Annotated in this window: 19 protein-coding genes; 2 read left to right on the forward strand and 17 right to left on the reverse strand. The window is 59.8% G+C overall.

The genetic code is table 11. The annotated features are described in order from the left end of the window. The 17 genes from AOA60_RS22070 to AOA60_RS22150 form a co-directional block, all read right to left on the reverse strand. Positions 1 to 804 carry an ABC transporter ATP-binding protein gene (locus tag AOA60_RS22070; RefSeq protein WP_099586218.1) on the reverse strand — a complete coding sequence of 268 codons (804 nt, stop codon included), beginning with the start codon at positions 802 to 804 and terminating at the stop codon, positions 1 to 3. Beyond that, positions 801 to 1,949 carry an ABC transporter permease gene (locus tag AOA60_RS22075; protein ID WP_099586219.1) on the reverse strand — a complete coding sequence of 383 codons (1,149 nt, stop codon included), beginning with the start codon at positions 1,947 to 1,949 and terminating at the stop codon, positions 801 to 803. Before AOA60_RS22075 ends, AOA60_RS22070 begins: the two co-directional genes overlap by 4 nt. A 55-nt stretch (positions 1,950 to 2,004) precedes the next feature. Continuing rightward, positions 2,005 to 3,036 carry a DUF5924 family protein gene (locus AOA60_RS22080; protein WP_099586220.1) on the reverse strand — a complete coding sequence of 344 codons (1,032 nt, stop codon included), beginning with the start codon at positions 3,034 to 3,036 and terminating at the stop codon, positions 2,005 to 2,007. Positions 3,037 to 3,108: 72 nt separating this feature from the next. Then, on the reverse strand, positions 3,109 to 4,491 hold the full coding sequence (locus tag AOA60_RS22085) for a pitrilysin family protein (protein ID WP_099586221.1): 1,383 nt from the start codon (positions 4,489 to 4,491) through the stop codon (positions 3,109 to 3,111). A gap of 57 nt (positions 4,492 to 4,548) precedes the next feature. Continuing rightward, entirely contained in the window at positions 4,549 to 6,207 is a 1,659-nt protein-coding gene (locus tag AOA60_RS22090) for a Na/Pi cotransporter family protein (RefSeq protein WP_099586222.1), read from the reverse strand. Positions 6,208 to 6,419: 212 nt separating this feature from the next. After that, entirely contained in the window at positions 6,420 to 7,187 is a 768-nt protein-coding gene (locus AOA60_RS22095; protein ID WP_099586223.1) for a TerC family protein, read from the reverse strand. A gap of 64 nt (positions 7,188 to 7,251) precedes the next feature. Beyond that, on the reverse strand, positions 7,252 to 8,559 hold the full coding sequence (locus AOA60_RS22100; RefSeq protein WP_099586224.1) for a CitMHS family transporter: 1,308 nt from the start codon (positions 8,557 to 8,559) through the stop codon (positions 7,252 to 7,254). A gap of 317 nt (positions 8,560 to 8,876) precedes the next feature. Then, entirely contained in the window at positions 8,877 to 10,838 is a 1,962-nt protein-coding gene (locus tag AOA60_RS22105) for a DUF4105 domain-containing protein (RefSeq protein WP_099586225.1), read from the reverse strand. Beyond that, positions 10,835 to 11,155 (reverse strand): DUF2388 domain-containing protein, encoded by a 321-nt coding sequence (locus tag AOA60_RS22110; protein WP_099586226.1) that lies wholly within the window; start codon positions 11,153 to 11,155, stop codon positions 10,835 to 10,837. Before AOA60_RS22110 ends, AOA60_RS22105 begins: the two co-directional genes overlap by 4 nt. A 39-nt stretch (positions 11,156 to 11,194) precedes the next feature. Continuing rightward, positions 11,195 to 11,503 carry a DUF2388 domain-containing protein gene (locus AOA60_RS22115; protein WP_099586227.1) on the reverse strand — a complete coding sequence of 103 codons (309 nt, stop codon included), beginning with the start codon at positions 11,501 to 11,503 and terminating at the stop codon, positions 11,195 to 11,197. Between the two features lie 106 nt (positions 11,504 to 11,609). After that, a complete protein-coding gene (locus AOA60_RS22120) occupies positions 11,610 to 11,930 on the reverse strand; it encodes a DUF2388 domain-containing protein (protein WP_099586228.1) in 321 nt (106 codons plus the stop codon). A gap of 266 nt (positions 11,931 to 12,196) precedes the next feature. Continuing rightward, a complete protein-coding gene (locus AOA60_RS22125; RefSeq protein WP_032885015.1) occupies positions 12,197 to 12,412 on the reverse strand; it encodes a DUF1127 domain-containing protein in 216 nt (71 codons plus the stop codon). A gap of 318 nt (positions 12,413 to 12,730) precedes the next feature. Then, positions 12,731 to 14,224: an acetyl-CoA hydrolase/transferase family protein gene (locus AOA60_RS22130; RefSeq protein WP_099586229.1), complete on the reverse strand. Its 1,494-nt coding sequence runs from the start codon at positions 14,222 to 14,224 to the stop codon at positions 12,731 to 12,733. Between the two features lie 178 nt (positions 14,225 to 14,402). Next, on the reverse strand, positions 14,403 to 15,839 hold the full coding sequence (locus AOA60_RS22135; RefSeq protein ID WP_099586230.1) for an NAD(P)(+) transhydrogenase (Re/Si-specific) subunit beta: 1,437 nt from the start codon (positions 15,837 to 15,839) through the stop codon (positions 14,403 to 14,405). Beyond that, positions 15,839 to 16,162: an NAD(P) transhydrogenase subunit alpha gene (locus AOA60_RS22140; protein ID WP_005783507.1), complete on the reverse strand. Its 324-nt coding sequence runs from the start codon at positions 16,160 to 16,162 to the stop codon at positions 15,839 to 15,841. The genes AOA60_RS22135 and AOA60_RS22140 overlap by 1 nt, the downstream gene beginning before the upstream one ends. Positions 16,163 to 16,177: 15 nt before the next feature. After that, positions 16,178 to 17,299, reverse strand: a complete 1,122-nt coding sequence (locus AOA60_RS22145; protein ID WP_099586231.1) for a Re/Si-specific NAD(P)(+) transhydrogenase subunit alpha — start codon at positions 17,297 to 17,299, stop codon at positions 16,178 to 16,180. Positions 17,300 to 17,751: 452 nt separating this feature from the next. After that, entirely contained in the window at positions 17,752 to 18,651 is a 900-nt protein-coding gene (locus AOA60_RS22150) for a LysR family transcriptional regulator (protein ID WP_099586232.1), read from the reverse strand. Positions 18,652 to 18,808: 157 nt separating this feature from the next. Here AOA60_RS22150 and AOA60_RS22155 point away from each other — a divergent pair, with 157 nt between their 5' ends. Next, positions 18,809 to 19,990 carry an acyl-CoA dehydrogenase gene (locus tag AOA60_RS22155; protein WP_099586233.1) on the forward strand — a complete coding sequence of 394 codons (1,182 nt, stop codon included), beginning with the start codon at positions 18,809 to 18,811 and terminating at the stop codon, positions 19,988 to 19,990. A gap of 12 nt (positions 19,991 to 20,002) precedes the next feature. Continuing rightward, positions 20,003 to 21,223, forward strand: coding sequence for a CaiB/BaiF CoA-transferase family protein (locus AOA60_RS22160; protein WP_099586234.1), 1,221 nt, complete (start codon positions 20,003 to 20,005; stop codon positions 21,221 to 21,223). Positions 21,224 to 21,497: the final 274 nt, after the last annotated feature.

Genomic DNA, 21,497 nt, shown 5'->3' on the forward strand with positions numbered 1-21,497 from the left:
TCATACCTCGTTGAGCGGTTGAGCGGCATCCAATGCCGCGCGGCCCCGGGGGCCGTGGAAGTATTCGTGAATCCAGGCGTCGTCCGTTTCCGAGACGATATCGATGGCGTCCGCCACCAGCACTTTCTTCTGCGCCAGCACCGCCACACGGTCGGTGATGGTGTACAGCGTGTCCAGGTCATGGGTGACCAGGAACACGCTCAGGCCCAGTGCATCACGCAAGGTCAGGATCAGTTGGTCGAATTGCGCTGCGCCAATCGGGTCGAGGCCGGCGGTGGGTTCGTCGAGGAACAGGATGTCCGGGTCCAGCGCCAGGGCGCGGGCCAGTGCGGCGCGCTTGATCATGCCGCCAGACAGCGACGCAGGGTATTTGTCGGCCGCCGACAGCGGCAGCCCGGCCAAGGCCAGTTTGACCGCCGCCAGGTGCTCGGCGTCGCGGCGGCTGAGACCAGCGTGCTCGATCAGCGGCAGCGCGACGTTCTCGGTCACGGTCAGCGAGGAAAACAGCGCGCCCTTCTGGAACAGCACGCCAAAGCGCCGCTCTACCAGCGAACGCTCATGCTCCGACAGGCTCGGCAGGTTCTTGCCGAACACCCGCACTTGGCCTTCGCTGGGCCGGCGCAGGCCGACGATGCTGCGCAACAGCACCGACTTGCCGCTGCCGGAGCCGCCAACCACGGCGAGGATTTCGCCCTTGTACAAGTCCAGGTCGAGATTCTCGTGCACGCTCTGGCTGCCGAACCGATTGCACAGCCCACGCACCTCGATCACCGCCTCAGCGGGTGCACGGTGTAAGCGACTCACCAGCCCATCTCCATGAAAAACAGCGCGGCGACCGCGTCCAGCACGATCACCACAAAGATCGATTGCACCACGCTGGAGGTGGTGTGGGCGCCGACCGATTCGGCACTGCCGCTGACCTTGAACCCTTCAAGGCAGCCAATGGCCGCGATCAGGAAGGCGAAGATCGGCGCTTTCGCCATGCCCACCAGAAAATGCTGCACGCCGATGTCCGACTGCAGCAGCGAGAGGAACATCGCCGGCGAAATATCCAGCGCCACGGCACACACCACGCCGCCACCGACGATCCCCGAGAGCATCGCCAAAAAGGTCAGCATTGGCAGCGCCACCAGCAGCGCGAGTACGCGGGGCAATACCAGCAGTTCCATCGGGTCCAGGCCGAGAGTTCGGATCGCGTCGATTTCTTCGTTGGCCTTCATCGAGCCGATCTGCGCGGTGAAGGCACTGGCGGTGCGGCCGGCGATCAGGATCGCGGTGAGCAACACGCCGAATTCGCGCAGGAAGGAAAACGCCACCAAGTCCACGGTAAAAATCGTCGCGCCGAAGCTTTTGAGTACCGTGGCGCCTAGAAACGCCACCACGGCACCGACCAGAAAGGTCAGCAACGCCACAATGGGTGCGGCATCGAGGCCGACCTGTTCGAGATGGGCAACCATCGGCGTCAGGCGCCAGCGCTTGGGGCGCAAAATGCCGCGGGCAAAGGTTTCGAGGATCAGGCCAACGAAGCCCAACAGTTGCTTGCTGTCCTGCCAGACGGTATCCACCGCACGGCCGATGCGGGCCAGCACTTGGATACCGGCAGCCTCTTCCGGCGCTTTTTCCGGTACGCAAAAGTCATTGAGGGAGCGGTAGACGGTCTTGAGCAAGGCACGGTCGGCAGCGGACAGGCTGCAATCGGTCTGCTCGGCGGATTGCTCGATGCGGGTTGGGCCCAGTAACTCCACCAGTAGCGAGGCGCCGGCGGTATCCAGGGCGCCGAGACCATTGAGGTCGATGCGGGCACCGGCGTCGTATTGGCCGTCGAGTTTGTCCGACAGCTTCTTCAGGTTGGCGTAGTGGGCCAGCGTCCAGTCCCCCGTAATCCGCAGTAACGGAGGGGTGGTGGAGGTGTCGAGGTGGGCGGCGCCGGCCGTGGGACTACTGGTCATAAGCTCCAAGCTTGTATTGGCTATCCACAATTCCTACGTAATAGCACGATACCGCCTACTTCGGGTTGTCCGTTTGTGCTGCGTCAGTCACTTTGAAACGCAGCACGCCGATCACCTGCCCATCTTCGGTCAGTACCCGAACCTGCCAGCGTCCTACCGCATCGGGCGGGAAGTTCTGCTTGTGGGTCCAGGCGCGATAGCCTTCCTTGCGCCCGCCGTGGATGTCCAGGGCGATGCGGTCGACCTCTTTGCCGTTGAATTTCCACACGTGGTAGATCCGCTCATTCAGCCCGCGTGGCGCGTTGATCGCGGTGTAGGCGTAGAGCCCGCTACTGCGCAGTTGGGCGGCGGTGACTTCCTTGAGGTCATCGCCTGGCGTGCGGTCTTGTAACTGGGTGCTGATGGCCACTTCGGTCATCCACAGGGTGGCCGGTGGTACCCAACTGCGTAGGAACCAACCTGCGCAACCAATCGCGGCCGTTACGCCCAGCAGCATCGCCCAACCCTTGAGGCTGCGCAGCGGCATGCTCACCGCCAGGCTTGGAATCGACAACGCCATGGCCACGCCGAGGGCAAGTTTGTAACTCTCGGCGGTGGTCAGGTGCAGGATGATCGGCAGCGCGGTGAGCAGTGCGGCAAACAGCGTCAGGGTGTGCAGCGCCAGGAACAGCGAGCGTTTGGGCGCCAGCCATTTGTAGTACAGCGGGTCGATGATCGACACCAGTGCCGCCGCGCCGAGCAGGCCGGTAAACACCGATTGGCCGCTGTTCCACGCCGTGGTGACGAAAAAGAACGGCAGCACGAAGAACAGACTTTCCTGATGGATCATCTGGGTGGCGTAGCGCAGCAGCGGTTCGGGAATTTCCCGCTTGAACACCTTGGTAAACAGCTGGGTGAAGCTGTTCTCCAACATCAGCCACAGCCAGCTCACCAGCATGATGACCGCGATCCAACTGGCCATGCCCTGTTGGCGGTCCACCAAAATGAAGCTGCACACACCCGAAATGAAGCCCCCGAGTGCAATCACCCCTGGGTAGCGCTTCATCAGTTCGAGGATGCGGGTGATTAAACGGGTCACGTTTTGCATTCGGCGGTTCGCAGTCTTTGTAGGAAAAAATCCCAGACAGAATAACGTCTTAGCCTGGTGTCCGGTGCCCGATTACGTGATCCGTTTGCGATAAACCCGCACGCCGATCAACACAATGGCGATCAGGCCGAGCACGCCGGCGCCAATCCAGTTGAGCATGTCGTAGCTCAGCAGCGGTTTTTCGACGCGCCAGTAGCCTGGCTGCTTGAGCACTTGGCGCAGGGCCTGGTTGGCCTGATCCAGGTTGACGGCCTTGATGCGTTTGGCCGGATCGCTGAAGCGGCCCTTGTCGTAGTCCGCCGCGGCTGCCCAATAGTAGTCGGCCAAGGCGCTGTTGCCCTGCACGGCCCAGGCTTGCCGGGCGATGGCGGCTTGTTGCAGGCGGGCGAAGGTGGCCGGATCCAGACCGTCCTTGAGCAATTGCGCGGTGAGGTCGTGCAGCACCTGTTCGGCTTCGGGGAGGTTTTCCCGCTCAAGGTCGGCATTCAGGCTGAGGAAACCGACGCCGCCGAGCACTTCACGTTCGCTCCAGGGGCCGTAGGACAAACCGTGCTTGAGGCGCAGTTGGCGATACAGCGCCCAGTCGAGGTAGTCCTTGAGCAGGTCGTAGGTTTCATCGTGCTGGTCGTCCAGCGTCGGTTCGGGGAACAGCCAGTGCAGTTTGGCGCCGTTACCCACCCAGCCGTGGATCAGGTCGCGGTGGCCGAGGGCGGTGTGCTGGATGTCCGGCAGGGGCCGGTGCTCGGTGGGGTCCACCGGATCGAGTTCGCCGTAGGTGCGTTCCAGGTAGGCCGGCAGCAGTTTGTCGAGTTCGCCGACGACGATCAGCGTCATGTTGTTGGGGGCGTACCAGTTTTTGCGCAGTGTCTGCAGTTGGTCGCGGGTCAAGTGCTCGACTTCGGCGCGCTCGGCGCATTTGAGGCCCAGCTCCACGGCCAGTTGATTGCTGGCGGTGTGGCCGAGGTCTTGACGATCCAGCAGGCGTTGCAGGCGCGAGTAATGGCCACCGTCTTCGCGTTCGACGACTTTTTTGGCCGCATCGATATTGGCGTCGGTCAGTTCAGTGCGGGTGATGATCGCCAGCAACAGGTCGAGCACCTTGCGCTGGTTGTGCGCGGGGGCCTCGATCACGAAGGTGGTGTCGGCATTGCTGGTGTAGGCGTTCCACTCGCCGCCCAGGGCCTGCATGCGCTCTTCGAGGTCGCCTTCGCCGCCGCCGTCGATGCCACTGAACAGCAAGTGTTCGAGCAAGTGCGGCAGTTCCTTTTCCTCACAGGCGAAGTCATCCAGGCCTACGCCGACTACCAGCCGGATCGCCACGTGCCCACGTTCGGTACCCGGTTTGAGCAGCAATTGCAGGCCGTTGGGCAAGGTGTAGCCCTCGACTTGCAGGCGATCAAAGGCAAAGGCGTGGGCAGAACCCATGAGCAGGCAGGCAAATAACAGGCGACGCATAACTGGCTTCCTGGCGAGTGAGGTCAGCTTTAACTGACTTCACGGGCCATCGTACGTTCAGGGCGAATGCGTGATGTCGGCAATATCTTCGGCCGAGAGCGCGCCAGTGTCGGACGTTTCCAACACTACATACGCACTGCTGCAAAACAACGAGTTGAGGCGTTTCATGTCGGCAATCAGCTCCAAGTGCAGGGAACTGGTCTCCAGGCTTTGTACGATTTTGCGTTGCAGGCGACTCACGTGGGCGTGGGCCAGGCGGCGTTCCTGGGCGCGAAAGCGGCGTTTCTCACGCAGCAATTGACGCGCGCTTTCCGGGTCGGCGCTGAGGAACACCGAAAGGCCCAGTCGCAGGTTGGCGATCAATTGGCTGTGCAGTCCGGTGAGTTCTTCCAGGCCGACTTCAGAAAACTGGCGGCGCTGGGAGGTTTTCTGCTGCTGGACTTTGCGCAGCATGCGTTCGATCAGGTCGCCGGCGAGCTTCAGGTTGATCGACAGCTCAATGATTTCGGCCCAGCGGCGGCTGTCCTGTTCGCTGAGGTCTTCGCGGGGCATTTGTGCCAGGTAGAGTTTGATCGCGCTGTAGAGCGCTTCGACGTCATCGCTGAGACTGCGCATCTCCTGGGTGATGGCGGTTTGCTTGCCACGCAGTACTTCCAGCATAGAGGTGAGCATGTTGTCGATCAGGTCGCCCAGGCGCAGGGTTTCGCGTGCGGCATTGGCCAGTGCCAGGCTGGGCGTGGTGAGGGCCGTGAGGTCCAGATGACGGGGTTTGGCCTTGCCGTTGGAGTCTTCTCGTTCGGGCAGCAGCCACGCGCATAGACGCGCCATTGGGCCGATGGTCGGTAGCAGGATCAGGCAGCGGCTGACGTTGTAGAGCAGGTGGAAGGTGATGACCATGCCTTGGGTGCTGTAGTCCAAATCATCCATCCAGCGCACGAGGGGGTCGAGCACCGGAATGATCAGCAGCAGGCCGATCAGCTTGTACAACAGGCTGCCGAGGGCCACCTGGCGCCCGGCGGCGTTTTGCATGCTGGTGCTGAGGAAGGCCAGCACGCCGCTGCCGATGTTGGCACCGATCACCAGGCCGATGGCCACGTGCAGGCCGATCACACCGGCACCGGCCAGGGTGGCCGTCAGTAGGACGGCAGCCAAGCTGGAGTAGGAAATCATCGCGAACAAGGCGCCGACCAGGGCGTCGAGCAGGATGTCGCCAGTCAGCGAAGCGAAGATCACTTTGACGCCCTGGGCATGGGTAATCGGCCCGGCGGCTTCGACGATCAGTTGCAGCGCGAGGATGATCAGCCCGAGGCCAATCCCCACCCGCCCCAACTGCCCTGCCCGCGTCTGTTTGCGTGACAGAAAGAAAATAACGCCGAGGAAGATCAGCAGCGGTGACAGCCAGGACAAGTCCAAGGTCAGGACCCGCGCCATCAGCGCGGTACCGACGTCGGCGCCGAGCATGGTCGCCAGGGCGGGCATCAGCCCCATCAGGCCCTGGCCGACAAATGAGGTCACCAGCATAGCGGTGGCGTTGCTGCTCTGGACCATGGCTGTCACCAGGATACCGGCGACAAACGCAAGCCAGCGCTTGGACATGTTATGCCCGATGACCTGACGCAAATTGGAGCCGTAGACCCGCAGGATGCCGGTACGGACGATGTGCGTGCCCCAGATAAGCAGGGTCACGGCGGAAAGCAGATTGAGCAAGGTCAGCATGCTCGGCCCCCCGTGTAGGTGTGCTCCAACAGGAGCGAAGGAAAATTGCCGCGTGCCGCTCTACGTCTTGTACTTAAGCTGTAGTTGGCGAATGGGCTCTGCGCCAGCATCGCATAGCTAAAGTGGGGATTGAAACAAAACTGTCATGAAGTCAGCTTTGTGCGGATGAAAAAAACGGGACGCAAGCGCCCCGTTTTCTCGACTGGCTCGGGTTATTGACCCGGGATGTCCTTGCGCAGTTTCACGGGATCCTGCTGCTTCTTCTTTTTCGCGATGGCGGTGCGCATCTTGATGTTCACCGCTTCTACTGCCAGCGAGAACGCCATGGCGAAGTAGACGTAGCCTTTTGGCACGTGCACATCGAAGGACTCGGCGATCAGCACGGTACCCACCACCAGCAGGAACGACAGCGCCAGCATTTTCAGCGACGGGTGCTTGTCGATGAATTCGCTGATGGTGCCAGCAGCCAGCATCATCACCAGGACGGCAACCACGATGGCGGCAACCATGACCGGTACATGGGAGACCATGCCGACAGCCGTGATCACCGAGTCCAGGGAGAACACGATGTCGATGATCGCGATCTGGATGATGGTGTAGATGAACTTGCCACCGGCGCCTTTCGGCTCGTCGTGGGATTCGTCTTCACCTTCCAGGGCGTGGTACATCTCTTGGGAGCTTTTCCACAGCAGGAACAGACCACCGAAGAACAGAATCAGATCGCGACCGGAAATGCCTTGGCCAAACACCACGAACAGGTCGGCGGTGAGTTGCATGACCCAGGTGATCGACAGCAGCAGCAGGATACGCGTGACCATGGCCAGCGCCAGGCCGAAGATCCGGGTGCGGGCCTGCATATGCTTGGGCATGCGGCTGACCAGGATCGAAATCATGATGATGTTATCGATGCCCAGGACGATCTCCAGGGCCGTCAGGGTGAAGAAGGCAATCCAGATTTCCGGATTGGTCAGCCATTCCATGTGTATTCCTTTGAGCGTGTGTTAGACCGCACCGGCGTAGGGCCGGCGCAGTTGGGTTGTACGATTATAGAGTGCTGAACAGCGGAAAAATCCCCATCAGCAATGCAGCGAACATTATGCACAGGCACACCAGCACTGCCCACTTCAGGGTGAAGCGCTGGTGATCGCCAAATTCGATACCGGCCAGGGCCACCAGCAAGTAGGTCGACGGTACCAACGGGCTGAGCAAGTGCACCGGTTGGCCAACGATGGAGGCGCGGGCCATCTCCACGGCGGTGATGCCGTAGTGGCTGGCGGCTTCGGCCAGCACCGGCAGCACGCCATAGTAGAACGCATCGTTGGACATGAAGAAGGTAAACGGCATGCTCACCAGCGCCGTGATCACCGCCAGGTACGGGCCCAGGGCGTCAGGGATGACTGCCAGCAGGCTCTTGGACATGGCATCGACCATGCCGGTACCCGACAGGATGCCGGTGAAGATACCCGCAGCGAAGATCAACCCCACCACCGCGAGTACGCTGCCAGCATGGGCGGCGACGCGGTCTTTCTGCTGTTGCAGGCATGGGTAGTTGACGATCATCGCGATACTGAACGCCACCATGAACAGCACCGGCAGCGGCAGCAGGCCGGCGATCAGTGTGCACATCAGGGCCAGGGTCAGGGCGCCGTTGAACCAGATCAGCTTCGGACGGCGCGCGTCGGGGAATTGCGACACGCTGATTTCGCTGTGGTCGATCTCGTCGCCCTGCAGGTGCAGTTCACCCAGGCGCGCACGCTCGCGCTTGCCGTACATGTAGGCGATCACCAGGATCGCGACGACGCCGGCGGCCATGGCTGGGATCATTGGTACGAAAATATCCGAAGGGTCCACGTGCAGCGCACTGGCGGCGCGGGCGGTCGGGCCACCCCAAGGGGTCATATTCATCACGCCACCGGCGAGAATGATCAAGCCGGCCATGATCCGCGGGCTCATGCCAATGCGCTGGTACAGCGGTAGCATGGCGGCCACGCAGATCATGTAGGTGGTGGCGCCGTCACCGTCCAGGGACACGACCAAGGCCAATACGGCGGTGCCGACCGAAACCTTCAGCGGGTCGCCTTTGACCATCTTGAGGATTTTGCGCACGGCCGGGTCGAACAGGCCGGAGTCGATCATCAAGGCGAAGTAGAGAATGGCGAACATCAGCATCACGCCGGTCGGCGCAAGCTTGGTGATGCCCGCAAGCATCATCGGGCCGATCTCTGGTGCAAAGCCACCAAACAGGGCGAACAGGATCGGCACAATGATCAAGGCGATCAGCGCGGACAGGCGCTTGGTCATGATCAGGAACATGAACGTGATGACCATGGCAAAGCCAAGGAAAGTCAGCATAGGAATACTCCAGGCGTAGCGCGGCTAGGGAATGGCGAACCGGGGTGGATTCAGCGCAGAACGAAAGGCACGAAGCGTACGGGGGGAGTTGGGGCGAACAGGCGGGTACGGGCGGACATCGGGAATCACCATTGTTGTTGTAAACAGCCGGTCTTTTGCCGGCAGTGAAAGCGATCCTAGACGTGAAAGCTTTCAGCCAGCTTTCGTTGGCCAAACAGGTGATGTGGAAAAGACGCACGGTCTACAGGAATACACAGTTCAAATGTGGGAGGGGGCAAGCCCCCTCCCACATTTGAACTGTGTTTATCTCGGCTGCTTCAAGGCAGCTCAAGGCCGCCGGCTGCCTTGTGCAGTTTGCGCAGGTGCTCACCTACCTGCTTGAGGTTGGCCTCGCACGCGGCGATCTCGGCGGCGCGGGAAGGCTCCAGCAGCGCCCTCACCTCTTTATCCAGCTCGCCGGTCAGCGACTGCAGTTGTTTCTGGCGTTCGGCGCTTTCCGATTCCAGACGCTTGGCTTCCGACGGTTGTGGCAGGCCGTAACCGCCGCTACCCAGCAATTCGGCTGGTCGGCTGAGGAAGCCACTGTTGGCGAGGATCTGTTGCAGTGTGGCGTTGGCTTTTTCCATGCCGCCGTTTTTCAGCTCGCGGGCCCCAAGGTAGCGTTGTTTGACCTCATCCTGGGCCAGCATCAATTGCTTGCGAAAGCTGGCTTGTTCCAGCAGCAGCAACGCGGCGCTGGTGCGCAGATCGGCTTGGTCGAACCATGGGCGGCGTTCGGCGGCACTCAACGATAGCCAGTCTTCAACCTGGGTTTGTTTGATCGGCAGGTGTTTGCGCAGCACGTCGAACATCGCCTGGTAACGCTCGCGGAACGAGTCGAAGTGATAGCCCAGGCGCAGCGCTTCGCGTTTGTTGTCCAGCACGCTGGTATCGGCCAGGCCCCGGGCTTGCAGCACTTCCAGCAGGCCGTTGGGGGTGATGTTGTCAAGGCCGGTCAATTGCGGGTTGGCGCTGCCGCTGCGTAAAAGCTTCAGGCTTTCGACCGCGCAGTTATTGGACAGGAAGAAGTAACTGCCGTCGTAGCTCCAGTGCATTTCTGCGGCGTGTTCGACGGTGTCGTTGATCTCTTGGCGTGAGAGCTTCAATGGCACGGAGGCCAGCCCGCGCAGTTCGGTCTTGGTGTATTCGTCGATGACTTGGGCCAAGGGCAACACGAACAGCCGTGACGGGTACTTGCCCACCAGCCCATCCCAGCTCGACAGTTGTACGTCGCCGACAAATGCGCGGTAGGACAAGACCAGATGCTGGTCAAGATCCAGCCGGCAATCCGGGCCACGGGGGCGGCCCGGAGCGCAGATCACCAGGCGCAACATGCTGTGGCCCCAGCGGCTGACCAGGTTCTGGTTGGCTTCGGCGAGCAGGTAGTCGATCTCGTAGACGCGCTCCGGGTCCACATGGCCCAGCGGTGTCTTGGCGAAGTCGTTACCGGCATTGAGGAACGGGTAGGCCTTGGCGCAGGCGTCCTGTTCAGGCGGCGCCCAGCCGAAGTGTTGCTGGTAATAGCGGAACAGTGCCGGGCGTCGGCAGGCGTAGCTTGGGTCTAGGAGGAAATACTCCATGTTGACCGCGACGAATTCCAGCGGGCTGGTGGTTTCGTAGATGTCCGGGCTGCGCACGATTTGGCGGTTGTGCTGCTCGCGCTCACCACGCCGACCGACGTACTGCGGCCAGCCGGCGAGGTCCAGCAGGCGTGGGTCATCGCTGAGGGTGAAGCGGCGCTCATTCTGGCCACGGCATTGATCGGGCAGGCCGATCAGGCCGGTGATGTTGTTCTGGCGGCTGCAACGCTGGATCAGTGCGCGCTCGTCCTTGGACCACAGGCGTGCACGGTCATAGATATGGGTCAGTTCATGCAGCACGGTGGCAAGCATTTCCCGGCGCACGGTGCCATGAGGACGATTGGTTTTCTGGGTGGCGGCGCTGCCATCGGTCAGGCTGGCGAGCAGGTTGCGGTTGAGGTCCAGCTCGGACACCAGCGAGGCCTGGCCATAGGCATTCTCGGGCATCTTGTCGGTCCAGCCGACATCAATGCGCCGGTCCAGCTGCTCGATAAAGCGCGGCGGCAGTGAGCGCATCGCTTCATCGAGCAATGCCTGGCTGGCCTGCTGTTCGGCCGGGCTCAAGCCGTCTGTCTTGAGCCGCAGTTGCAGGCTGGCCTGGGCTGCGCTGGCACACAGCAGCACAGTCCCGGCCAGGAGCCAGGCAGTGAGGCGCCTCACAGAGCGAGGATGGCTTCGGCGAGGGTCTGGTCGCTGGCGTCGCGGGCTTCCGGCAGGCGGGTGCGCAGGGTGTCGAAGGCGGCTTCCAACTGGGCGCCACGGATTTCGCCGTGGGTGGCGACGAAGCTGGCGGCGTCATCGTGGGCTTCGCGCACGACTTTGGAGTCACGGATAGAGGTGGTGGTGTCCGAAGTGAAATCAATGGTGCGGCCGGAGGCGCGAACAATGATGTTACTGGTGGCCACCAGGGTTTGTGCCTGTGCAACGTCGGCCAACAACAGCAAGCCTAGGGTGGCGGCGATCAGCGGGCTACGCATGAAAGAACTCCGAATACAAAGATGGAAATACAAAGATGATTATTGGACGAGAATTGCCTGCGCCAGTTCAAGGTCGCTCGCATGAAGTTTTGGTTGGGTCCGGCGCAGGTAATCCAATGCCGATTCCAGCCGTGCCCCCCGCCATTGGCCGTCAGTGGCGATGAACGCGGCAGCGTCATCCTGGGCGGCCACTACTACTTTGCGGTCGAACGGTGCGGAGGTCACCTTGCTGGTGGCATACGCGCTCGCGACGGTGCTCTGGATGGTCAGGTCAAAGGCCGAAGCCACTGGCGACCAACCGGCGAAAAACACGACAGGGACAATTAACAGGCGGTATGAAAAAGCCATGGGACTCGACAACTGAAAGCGAGCGCCAAGGCTAGCGCAATGCCCGGGCGAGAGCCAGCGCCGAGGCATTCGGGAGCGGCTGGCGCTCCCCTGATTTTCGTTGCGATTAAATAGCCAGGATGGCCTGGGCCAGCTGTGCGTCAGTCGCTGTGTTCAGTTGTGGGGCTTGTTGGCGGATCTGTGCCAGGGCGCTTTCCAGCTTCACACCACGGATGGCGCCTTCGCTGGCAACAAAGCTGGCGGCGTCGTCACGGGCGGCGCGCACAACCTTGTTATCGCGCAGGGACGAAGTGGCATCGGAGGTGGCGTCGGACGTGGCCTTCAGTGCGCCGACGATGGAGTCGGTGGTCACGATGAAGCTGGTGGCATTGGCGTTGGCGGCCAGGACCAACAGGGCGGCGGCACTAAGCAGGCGAAGACGGGGCATGGGGTGACTCCTGTAGATGAATGTAAAGGTGGCTTTAGACTGGATATTAGGCCGGGGCTTGTCAGTTCGGGTAGGTTTTGTGTGAACTGACTGACTGTACCTATTATAGGTGTTACTTTGAAAACTGTACTGGTTCGACTGAATCCATCGCTGTAAATCCATACGACGAAAACAACAAAGCCCGCCTCCGGTCTCCCGGGGCGGGCTTTGTCTTAACAAATCAGTGCTGGCAGTGGACCCGGTGGGTCAGGGCCAGCGAGCGCAAATTAGCGCCAGAACGGCTTGCTGAGCTCTTCGTAGCGTTGAGCTTCGCTGATACCGGCGTCAGCCAGCAGACGCGAATCCAGACGAGCCAGTTGGTGGCGGCTGGAGATACGGCGCTGCCACAACATCAGGTTGGCAAGAACGCGCAGAGGCATGGAAGCCTGGGTGTTTACAGCTTTCTCTTCGAAGAACAGTTCGGAACTGAGTGTACGTTCCATGATGACATCCTTCCGCTTATGGCGGGATTAGGTAGTGGTTTAACTGATGCCAATGATCCTCTTCCGGCGCAAGACTCTCTAGATACAGTTCACCTGTATTGTGAGGGGCCAGTTAACTGTTTATGGGTGCTGTACTGTACGGAAATGGGGCAACTGTACCTGTCTGCACTGAAGTGGTGCGAAATAGGCATCTGCGAGGGTTGATGTGGGATTTATTTGTTGAAAATGACCGGTACAGAAGTACAGTTTTTGCAGGAAGTGGCGGTGATGCCGCCGAGCTGATGAAACTGTGTTTGCATCAGCTCGGATCTGTATCAATCAAGCCTTGAGCATATGCCCGGTTTCTTCCAGGTTGATGTGCCAACTCAGTGCTTCGCGCAGGATGTGGGGCGTGTGCCCGCCGATGGCACAGGCTTCGGTGAAGTAACTGTTCAGCGCATCGCGGTACGCCGGGTGTACACAGTTGTCGATGATCACGCGGGCGCGCTCCCGTGGCGCCAGGCCACGCAAGTCAGCCAGGCCGATTTCGGTCACAAGGATGTCGACATCATGCTCGGTATGGTCCACATGGCTGACCATCGGCACCACGCTGGAAATTGCGCCGCCCTTTGCAATTGATTTGGTAACGAAGATCGCCAGATGCGCGTTACGTGCAAAATCGCCTGAGCCGCCGATGCCGTTCATCATGCGGGTGCCGCAGATATGGGTGGAGTTGACGTTGCCGTAGATGTCGAACTCCAGCGCAGTGTTGATCCCGATAATGCCCAGTCGACGCACCACTTCGGGGTGGTTGGAGATTTCCTGTGGGCGCAGCACCAGCTTGTCCTTGTAGTGCTCCAGGTTGCCGAACACGTCGGCATTGCGCCGCTCCGACAGCGTGATCGAGCTGCCCGAGGCAAAGCTCAGCTTGCCGGCGTCGATCAGGTCGAAGGTCGAGTCCTGCAGCACTTCGGAATACATGGTCAGGTCTTCGAACGGCGAATCAATCAAGCCGCACATCACCGCGTTCGCGATGTTCCCGATACCGGCCTGCAGCGGGCCGAGCTTGTTGGTCATGCGTCCGGCCTCCACTTCCTGCTTGAGGAAGTGGATCAAGTGATTGGCGATCCCTTGAGTGTCGCTGTCGGGAGGCGTAACCGTAGAAGCCGAGTCCGCTTGGTTGGTGATGACAATGGCGACAATCTTTTCCGGCGGGATGGGAATCGCGGTGCTGCCGATGCGGTCATCGACCTTCACCAGGGGGATCGGCGTGCGAGTCGGCCGGTAGGTCGGGATATAGATGTCGTGCAACCCTTCCAGGTTCGGGTTGTGCGCCAGGTTGATCTCGATGATCACCTGCTTGGCGAAAATCGCGAAGCTGGCCGAGTTACCAACGGAGGTAGTGGGCACAATATGCCCTTGCTCGGTGATCGCCACGGCCTCGATCACAGCAATGTCCGGCAGCTTGAGCTGGTTGTTGCGCAGCTGCTCGACGGTTTCCGACAGATGTTGGTCGATAAACATGACTTCGCCGGCATTGATTGCCTTGCGCAGGGTGCTGTCGACCTGGAACGGCATGCGTCGCGACAGTACACCGGCTTCGGTCAGTTGTTTGTCCAGGTCATTACCCAGGCTGGCGCCGGTCATCAGGGTGATTTTCAGCGGCGACGTCTTGGCGCGCTCGGCCAGGGCGTGTGGGACGGCCTTGGCTTCACCGGCTCGGGTGAAGCCGCTCATGCCGACGGTCATGCCGTCCTCGATCAATGCGGCGGCGTCAGCCGCGCTCATGACCTTGTTCAACAACGAAGGCAAGCGGATACGATCACGGTACATGAATTGTTATCTCAGGCTACGGAAGCAAGGTGGGCAGTGTAGTGATTTCAAAAAGTTTCGGCCCGCTACCATGGTCGAATGCCGAGTAGTGATTTAGAGCCTTTGGTCGGGTTTCATGAGTAATAAAAAACCCCAGCCTATCGCAGGCCGGGGTTTCGAGTATTGCGCTGAAGCAGTGTTACTCGACGGCCTTGACCATATCTTCGATGACCTTCTTGGCATCACCAAAGACCATCATGGTCTTGTCCAGGTAGAACAGCTCGTTATCCAAACCGGCATATCCGCTGGCCATTGAGCGCTTGTTGACGATGATGGTCTTGGCCTTGAACGCTTCTAGGATCGGCATGCCGGCAATCGGCGAGTTCGGATCGTTCTTCGCGGCCGGGTTGACCACGTCGTTCGCGCCGAGCACGAGTACCACGTCGGCCTGACCGAATTCCGAGTTGATGTCTTCCATTTCGAACACCTGGTCGTAAGGCACTTCTGCCTCGGCCAGTAGGACGTTCATATGCCCCGGCATGCGGCCGGCCACCGGGTGGATCGCATACTTCACGGTGACGCCGCGATGGGTCAGCTTTTCGGTCAGTTCCTTAAGCGCGTGTTGCGCGCGTGCCACGGCCAGGCCGTAGCCTGGAACGATGATCACGGTGTCGGCGTTGGTCAGCAGGAAGGTGGCGTCGTCGGCCGAGCCGGACTTCACCGGCCGTGCTTCTTTGGAACCTGCCGCAGCACCGGCATCCGGCGCATTGCCGAAACCGCCGAGCAACACATTAAAGAAGGAACGGTTCATCGCCTTGCACATGATGTACGACAGGATCGCGCCGCTGGAGCCCACCAGCGAGCCGGCGATGATCAGCATCGAGTTGTTCAGCGAGAAGCCGATACCCGCCGCTGCCCAGCCGGAGTAGCTGTTGAGCATCGACACCACCACCGGCATGTCGGCGCCGCCGATCGGGATGATGATCAGCACGCCCAGCACAAAGGCCAGGGTCAGCATCAGCGCGAAGGCGGTGAGGTTGCCGGTGAACATAAACGCCAGGCCCAGGCCCAGTGTGAGCAGGCCGAGCACCAGGTTGATCTTGTGCTGGCCGCCGAACTGTACAGGTGCGCCCTGGAACAGGCGGAACTTGTACTTGCCCGACAGTTTGCCGAACGCGATCACCGAGCCGGAGAAGGTGATTGCACCAATGGCCGCACCGAGGAACAGCTCCAGGCGGTTGCCGGCGGGGATTGCGTCGCCCAGGTGTTTGACGATGCCCAACGATTGCGGCTCAACCACGGCGGCGATGGCGATAAAGACGGCGGCGAGGCCGATCATGCTGTGCATGAAAGCGACTAGTTCCGGCATCTTGGTCATCTCGACGCGCTTGGCCATGATCGAACCGGCAGTGCCGCCGACCAGCAGGCCGACAATCACGTAGCCGATACCGGCAGTGGCAAGCTCAGCGCCGAGCTTATAGATGAGGCCCACGGTAGTCAGCACCGCCAGCCCCATGCCAAGCATGCCGAACAGGTTGCCGCGCCGCGAGGTGGTGGGGTGCGACAGGCCTTTGAGGGCCTGGATGAAACAGATCGACGCGATCAGGTAGAGCGTCGTTACCAGATTCATGCTCATTACTTCTGCACCTCTTCTTTCACAGCTTTGGGTGCTTTCTTCTTGAACATCTCAAGCATCCTACGAGTCACCAGGAAACCGCCGAACACGTTAACGGCGGCGAGGGCCACGGCGAGCGTGCCCATAGTCTTGCCTAATGGCGTCACGGTGAGGGCGGCAGCGAGCATGGCGCCGACAATCACGATTGCCGAGATTGCATTGGTCACCGCCATCAATGGCGTGTGCAGCGCGGGGGTAACGTTCCAGACCACGTGGTAACCGACATAAATCGCCAGCACAAAGATGATCAGGTTGTAGATACCGGGGGAGATAAGCTCTTCCATCGTCTGAATCCCTGCTTAGGCGTTTTTGCGGATGACTTGGCCGTCGCGGCACATCAGGCACGCGGCGACGATGTCGTCTTCGAGGTTGAGTTCAAACTGCCCTTCCTTATTGAAGACCAGCTTCAGGAAGTCCAGCAGGTTGCGCGCGTACAAGGCTGACGCGTCGGCGGCGACAGCGCCGGCGAGGTTGGTCGGACCGCAGATGATCACGCCGTTTTCCACCACGGTTTCATCCGCCACAGTCAGCGGGCAGTTGCCACCTTGGGCTGCAGCGAGGTCGATCACCACCGAGCCGGGTTTCATCTGTGCGACGGTTTCGGCGCTCAGCAATGTCGGCGCTTTACGACCGGGAATCAGTGCGGTCGTGATGACGATATCGGCTTGCTTGGCGCGCTCGTGCACGGCCAGGGCCTGGCGTTGCATCCAGCTGGTCGGCATCGGGCGTGCGTAACCCCCGACACCGACGGCGCATTCGCGCTCTTCATCGGTTTCGTAGGGGACGTCGACGAACTTGGCGCCCAGGGATTCGATCTGCTCTTTCACGGCCGGGCGTACGTCAGACGCTTCGATCACTGCACCCAGACGTTTCGCCGTAGCGATGGCCTGCAGGCCAGCAACACCGGCGCCGAGAATCAGCACGCGAGCGGCTTTGACGGTACCTGCGGCGGTCATCAGCATCGGCATGAATCGTGGGTAGTGATGAGCGGCGAGCAGCACGGCCTTGTAACCGGCGATGTTGGCTTGCGAGGACAACACGTCGAGGCTCTGCGCGCGCGAAGTGCGTGGCGCGGCCTCCAAGGCAAAGGCAGTGATGCCCTGCCCGGCCAGCTTGGCAATGGTTTCGTTGTTGAACGGATTGAGCATGCCCACCAACACGGTGCCGCTTTTGATCAGCGTGAGTTCGCTGTCACTGGGCGCCACCACCTTGAGGATCAGCTCGGCGCCGAACGCATCGTTGGCACTGCCAATGGTTGCACCTGCTGTTTCATAGGCGCTGTCGACGATGCTGGCTTTAAGACCGGCCCCGCTTTGTACAGTGACCTTATGGCCCTGGCCGATCAGCTTCTTGATGGTTTCCGGGGTGGCAGCCACCCGCGTTTCACCGGTCTGGGTTTCGAGAGGAACACCAATGTGCACGTCAAATCTCCTGCATGATCTTTTTGCTTTTGATCTTTTTGTAAAAAGGCCAGTGCACCGCGAGTGGCGCAACTGGGGCGGCCGATCAGCACGATCCCGCTGAAATGACAGCGGGGCGCGGCATTTTGCAGGCGAACTTTACGGCCTTCAAGGGATTATGACGGGTGACGAAAAATTAACTACAAGTCACCCTGTGACTGATTGTCGCAATGCGCCGAAATAACCTCTTTAAATACAGGTATTTAAAGGGCTACAGCTGAATGATGGGTGTTTTGCCATGATTGGTGTGAATAGTCGGGCATTGGCCTGTTGGAGTCGCTGTAAGCCGCGAAAATCATGGCCTTAAGCCCTATTTTTGATAGATAGGTACAGTCTGTGAAAATGCGACATATACGTATATCTGTAGGATCTAAAATTAACTGACTACAAAGTCAGCATTGGCGCTTTGGCCTTTAATTACTGGGACTGTAGCGCTGAGATTGGTCAATAAGCCAATCCCGGAACGCGTGCAGCGAGGCTGATTCGACTTTTCTGTCAGGAATCATCAGGTAATAAGCCTTCGAGCTCCTTAGCACCTCAGAGCTTGCGATCACCAATTGACGCTCGTCCAGCTCTCGCTGGATAAGGAACGGAGGGATCAGTGCAATACCCATGTCGTGCATGGCTGCCTGGGACAGCATCGAGAATAGCTCGTAACGCGGGCCTGTCATGTCGCGAGGGACGTTCAGTTGCTGGGCGTTGAACCATTGGCGCCAGGCATAGGGGCGTGTGGTCTGCTGCAGCAATGGCAGTTCCGCGATCTGCTGCGGGGTGAACCGCTTGCGTTCCCCCAAAAGGCGCGGGCTGCAGACAGGGGCGGGATTTTCTCCCATCAGTCGGTGGGATTCGGTACCGGACCAATCAGCGTCACCGAAGTAGATCGCCGCGTCGAACTCGGTGTCGGCGAACAGAAAGGGGCGCGTGCGGTTTGTCAGGTTCACCGTCACCTCGGGGTGCTTGCGTTGAAAGTCCTTGAGTCGAGGGATCAGCCATTGCGTGCCGAACGTAGGCACTACGGCCAGTTCTATAGTGTTTGCGCCTTGCTGGCCCATGACTGAGAGGGTGTCGCGCTCAACGGCATCCAGCTGAGTTGCCACTCTGCGGCTGTAGGACAGCCCGGCCTCCGTCAGCTTTACCCCGCGTCGTGAGCGCCGAAACAGTTCGACACTCAAAAATTCCTCAAGGCTGGCGATCTGCCGACAAATCGCGCCTTGGGTAATGGAGAGCTCGTGCGCGGCCTTGGTAAAGCTCTCGTGGCGGGCTGCCGCTTCAAAGCTGACGAGGGCGGTTGTGCTGGGGATTTTTCTGCGCATGTACCTTGTGCTCACATCTAAAGCGCGCCTGCGCCACTACTGAGTATTACGAAGTGACAAATTAGCACAAGCCTATGCAGAAACCTCGTTTGCTCTCCCTCCAAGCGCGGCCTAGGCTCCATCCACGACTTCTGAATTTCTGTGCGAGGACTTATTCATGGCTGGCAAGGCAAGCTTTAACTGGATCGACCCGCTGCTGCTGGATCAACAGCTCACTGAAGAGGAGCGCATGGTGCGTGACAGTGCCGAGCGCTTCGCCCAGGACAAGCTGGCGCCTCGTGTGCTGGAAGCCTTCCGCCATGAAAAGACCGATCCGGCGATTTTCCGTGAAATGGGTGAAACCGGTTTGCTGGGGGCGATGATCCCTGAGCAGTACGGCGGCAGTGGCTTGAACTACGTCAGCTACGGGTTGATTGCGCGTGAAGTTGAGCGTGTTGACTCTGGTTACCGCTCGATGATGAGTGTGCAGTCGTCACTGGTGATGGTGCCTATCAATGAGTTCGGTACCGAAGCGCAAAAGCAGAAGTACTTGCCGAAACTGGCCTCGGGAGAATGGATTGGCTGTTTTGGTTTGACCGAGCCTGACCACGGCTCTGACCCTGGTGCGATGATCACACGTGCTCGCAAGGTGGATGGTGGCTACAGCCTTACAGGCGCCAAGATGTGGATCACCAACAGCCCGATTGCGGACGTGTTTGTAGTGTGGGGCAAGGACGACGCAGGCGATATCCGAGGTTTTGTCTTGGAGAAAGGCTGGAAAGGCCTGAGTGCGCCGGCCATTCACGGCAAGGTCGGCCTGCGCGCCTCCATTACCGGTGAAATCGTGATGGATAACGTCTTTGTGCCGGAAGAGAACATTTTCCCGGATGTGCGTGGCTTGAAAGGCCCTTTCACCTGCCTCAACTCGGCGCGCTATGGCATCTCCTGGGGCGCGTTGGGTGCTGCCGAGTCTTGCTGGCATACCGCTCGCCAGTACACGTTGGATCGTCAGCAGTTCGGTCGTCCATTGGCCGCAACTCAATTGATCCAAAAAAAGCTGGCGGATATGCAGACCGAAATCACCCTGGCACTGCAAGGTTGCTTACGCCTGGGGCGAATGAAGGATGAGGGGACGGCAGCGGTTGAGATTACGTCGATCATGAAGCGCAACTCGTGCGGCAAGTCTTTGGATATCGCGCGTATGGCGCGGGACATGTTAGGTGGCAATGGTATTTCCGACGAGTTCGGGGTGGCGCGTCATCTGGTGAACCTTGAAGTGGTTAACACCTATGAAGGTACCCATGACGTGCACGCCCTGATTCTGGGGCGCGCGCAGACCGGTCTTCAGGCGTTCTATTAATAGGAGAGCGGTATGGGCGCGCTGTCGCATCTGCGGGTACTGGATTTGTCGCGAGTATTGGCGGGCCCTTGGTCCGGACAGATCCTTGCGGACCTGGGGGCCGAGGTGATTAAGGTCGAGCGTCCCGGTAACGGTGACGATACGCGCGCCTGGGGGCCGCCCTTCCTTAAGGATTCTTATGGCGAGAACACCAGTGAGGCAGCGTACTACCTGTCAGCCAATCGGAATAAAGAGTCGGTGACTATCGACTTTACGCGGCCGGAGGGGCAGCAACTGGTGCGGGATCTGGCGGCTAAGTCCGACATCCTGATCGAGAACTTCAAGGTCGGTGGGCTGGCGGCGTATGGGCTGGACTATGAGTCGCTCAAGGCGCTCAACCCGGAGTTGATCTATTGCTCGATCACTGGGTTTGGCCAGACGGGGCCATATGCGGGGCGTGCGGGCTATGACTTCATGATTCAGGGGTTGGGCGGGCTGATGAGTCTTACCGGTCGGCCTGAGGGTGATGAAGGCGCCGGGCCGGTGAAGGTGGGAGTGGCGCTGACAGACATACTCACGGGGCTCTACTCCACGGTGGCAATCCTTGCTGCGCTGGCGCATCGAGATCACGACGGCGGAGGGCAGCACATTGATATGGCATTGCTCGATGTGCAGGTGGCTTGTCTGGCTAATCAGGCGATGAATTACCTGACCACGGGCGTGTCGTCAAAGCGCCTGGGCAACGCTCATCCTAATATCGTGCCTTATCAGGACTTCCCCACAGCCGATGGTGATTTCATTCTGACGGTTGGTAATGACGGGCAATTTCGCAAGTTCGCCGAAGCGGCTGGGCAGCCGCAGTGGGCGGATGATCCGCGGTTTTCTACTAATAAGGTGCGGGTGGCCAATCGTGCTGAGCTGATTCCGCTGATTCGCCAGGCTACGGTTTTCAAGACAACGGCTGAGTGGGTGTCACAGTTGGAGCGTGTGGGTGTGCCTTGCGGGCCGATCAATGATTTGGCGCAGGTGTTTGATGATCCCCAGGTAAAGGCGCGCGGGTTGGCGCTGCAACTGCCGCATGTATTAGCGGGGCTGGTGCCTCAGGTTGCCAGCCCAATTCGTTTATCCAAGACGCCTGTGGAGTATCGCAGTGCGCCTCCTCTATTAGGCGAGCATACCGCTCAGGTGCTGGAGGGTGTGTTGGGACTGAAGTCTGAGCATGTGGCTTCTTTAAGGGAGGCGGGTGTTATCTAAATGCCCTTCTTCTATATAGGAGGCCTTGGATTGGTGGTTTTTTGATCAAGCCTAACTAATTGATAGGGATAAGAAATTAAAGGTTGACGCCAGATTCTGGAAGCCTATAATTCGCCCCACTTCCGGCGCAGTCGAAACAAAAAACTCCTTGGTAAACAATGAGTTGCGCAGTTTTCGGCGGCAGGTTGCTTCAGTTCATCGAAGCCAAAAGGAAGTTGAAAAAGAGGTGTTGACAGCAGCGTGTAACGCTGTAGAATTCGCCTCCCGCTGATGA

The organism is Pseudomonas sp. 2822-17 (assembly GCF_002742485.1).
Classification (GTDB): Bacteria; Pseudomonadota; Gammaproteobacteria; order Pseudomonadales; family Pseudomonadaceae; genus Aquipseudomonas; species Aquipseudomonas cyclaminis.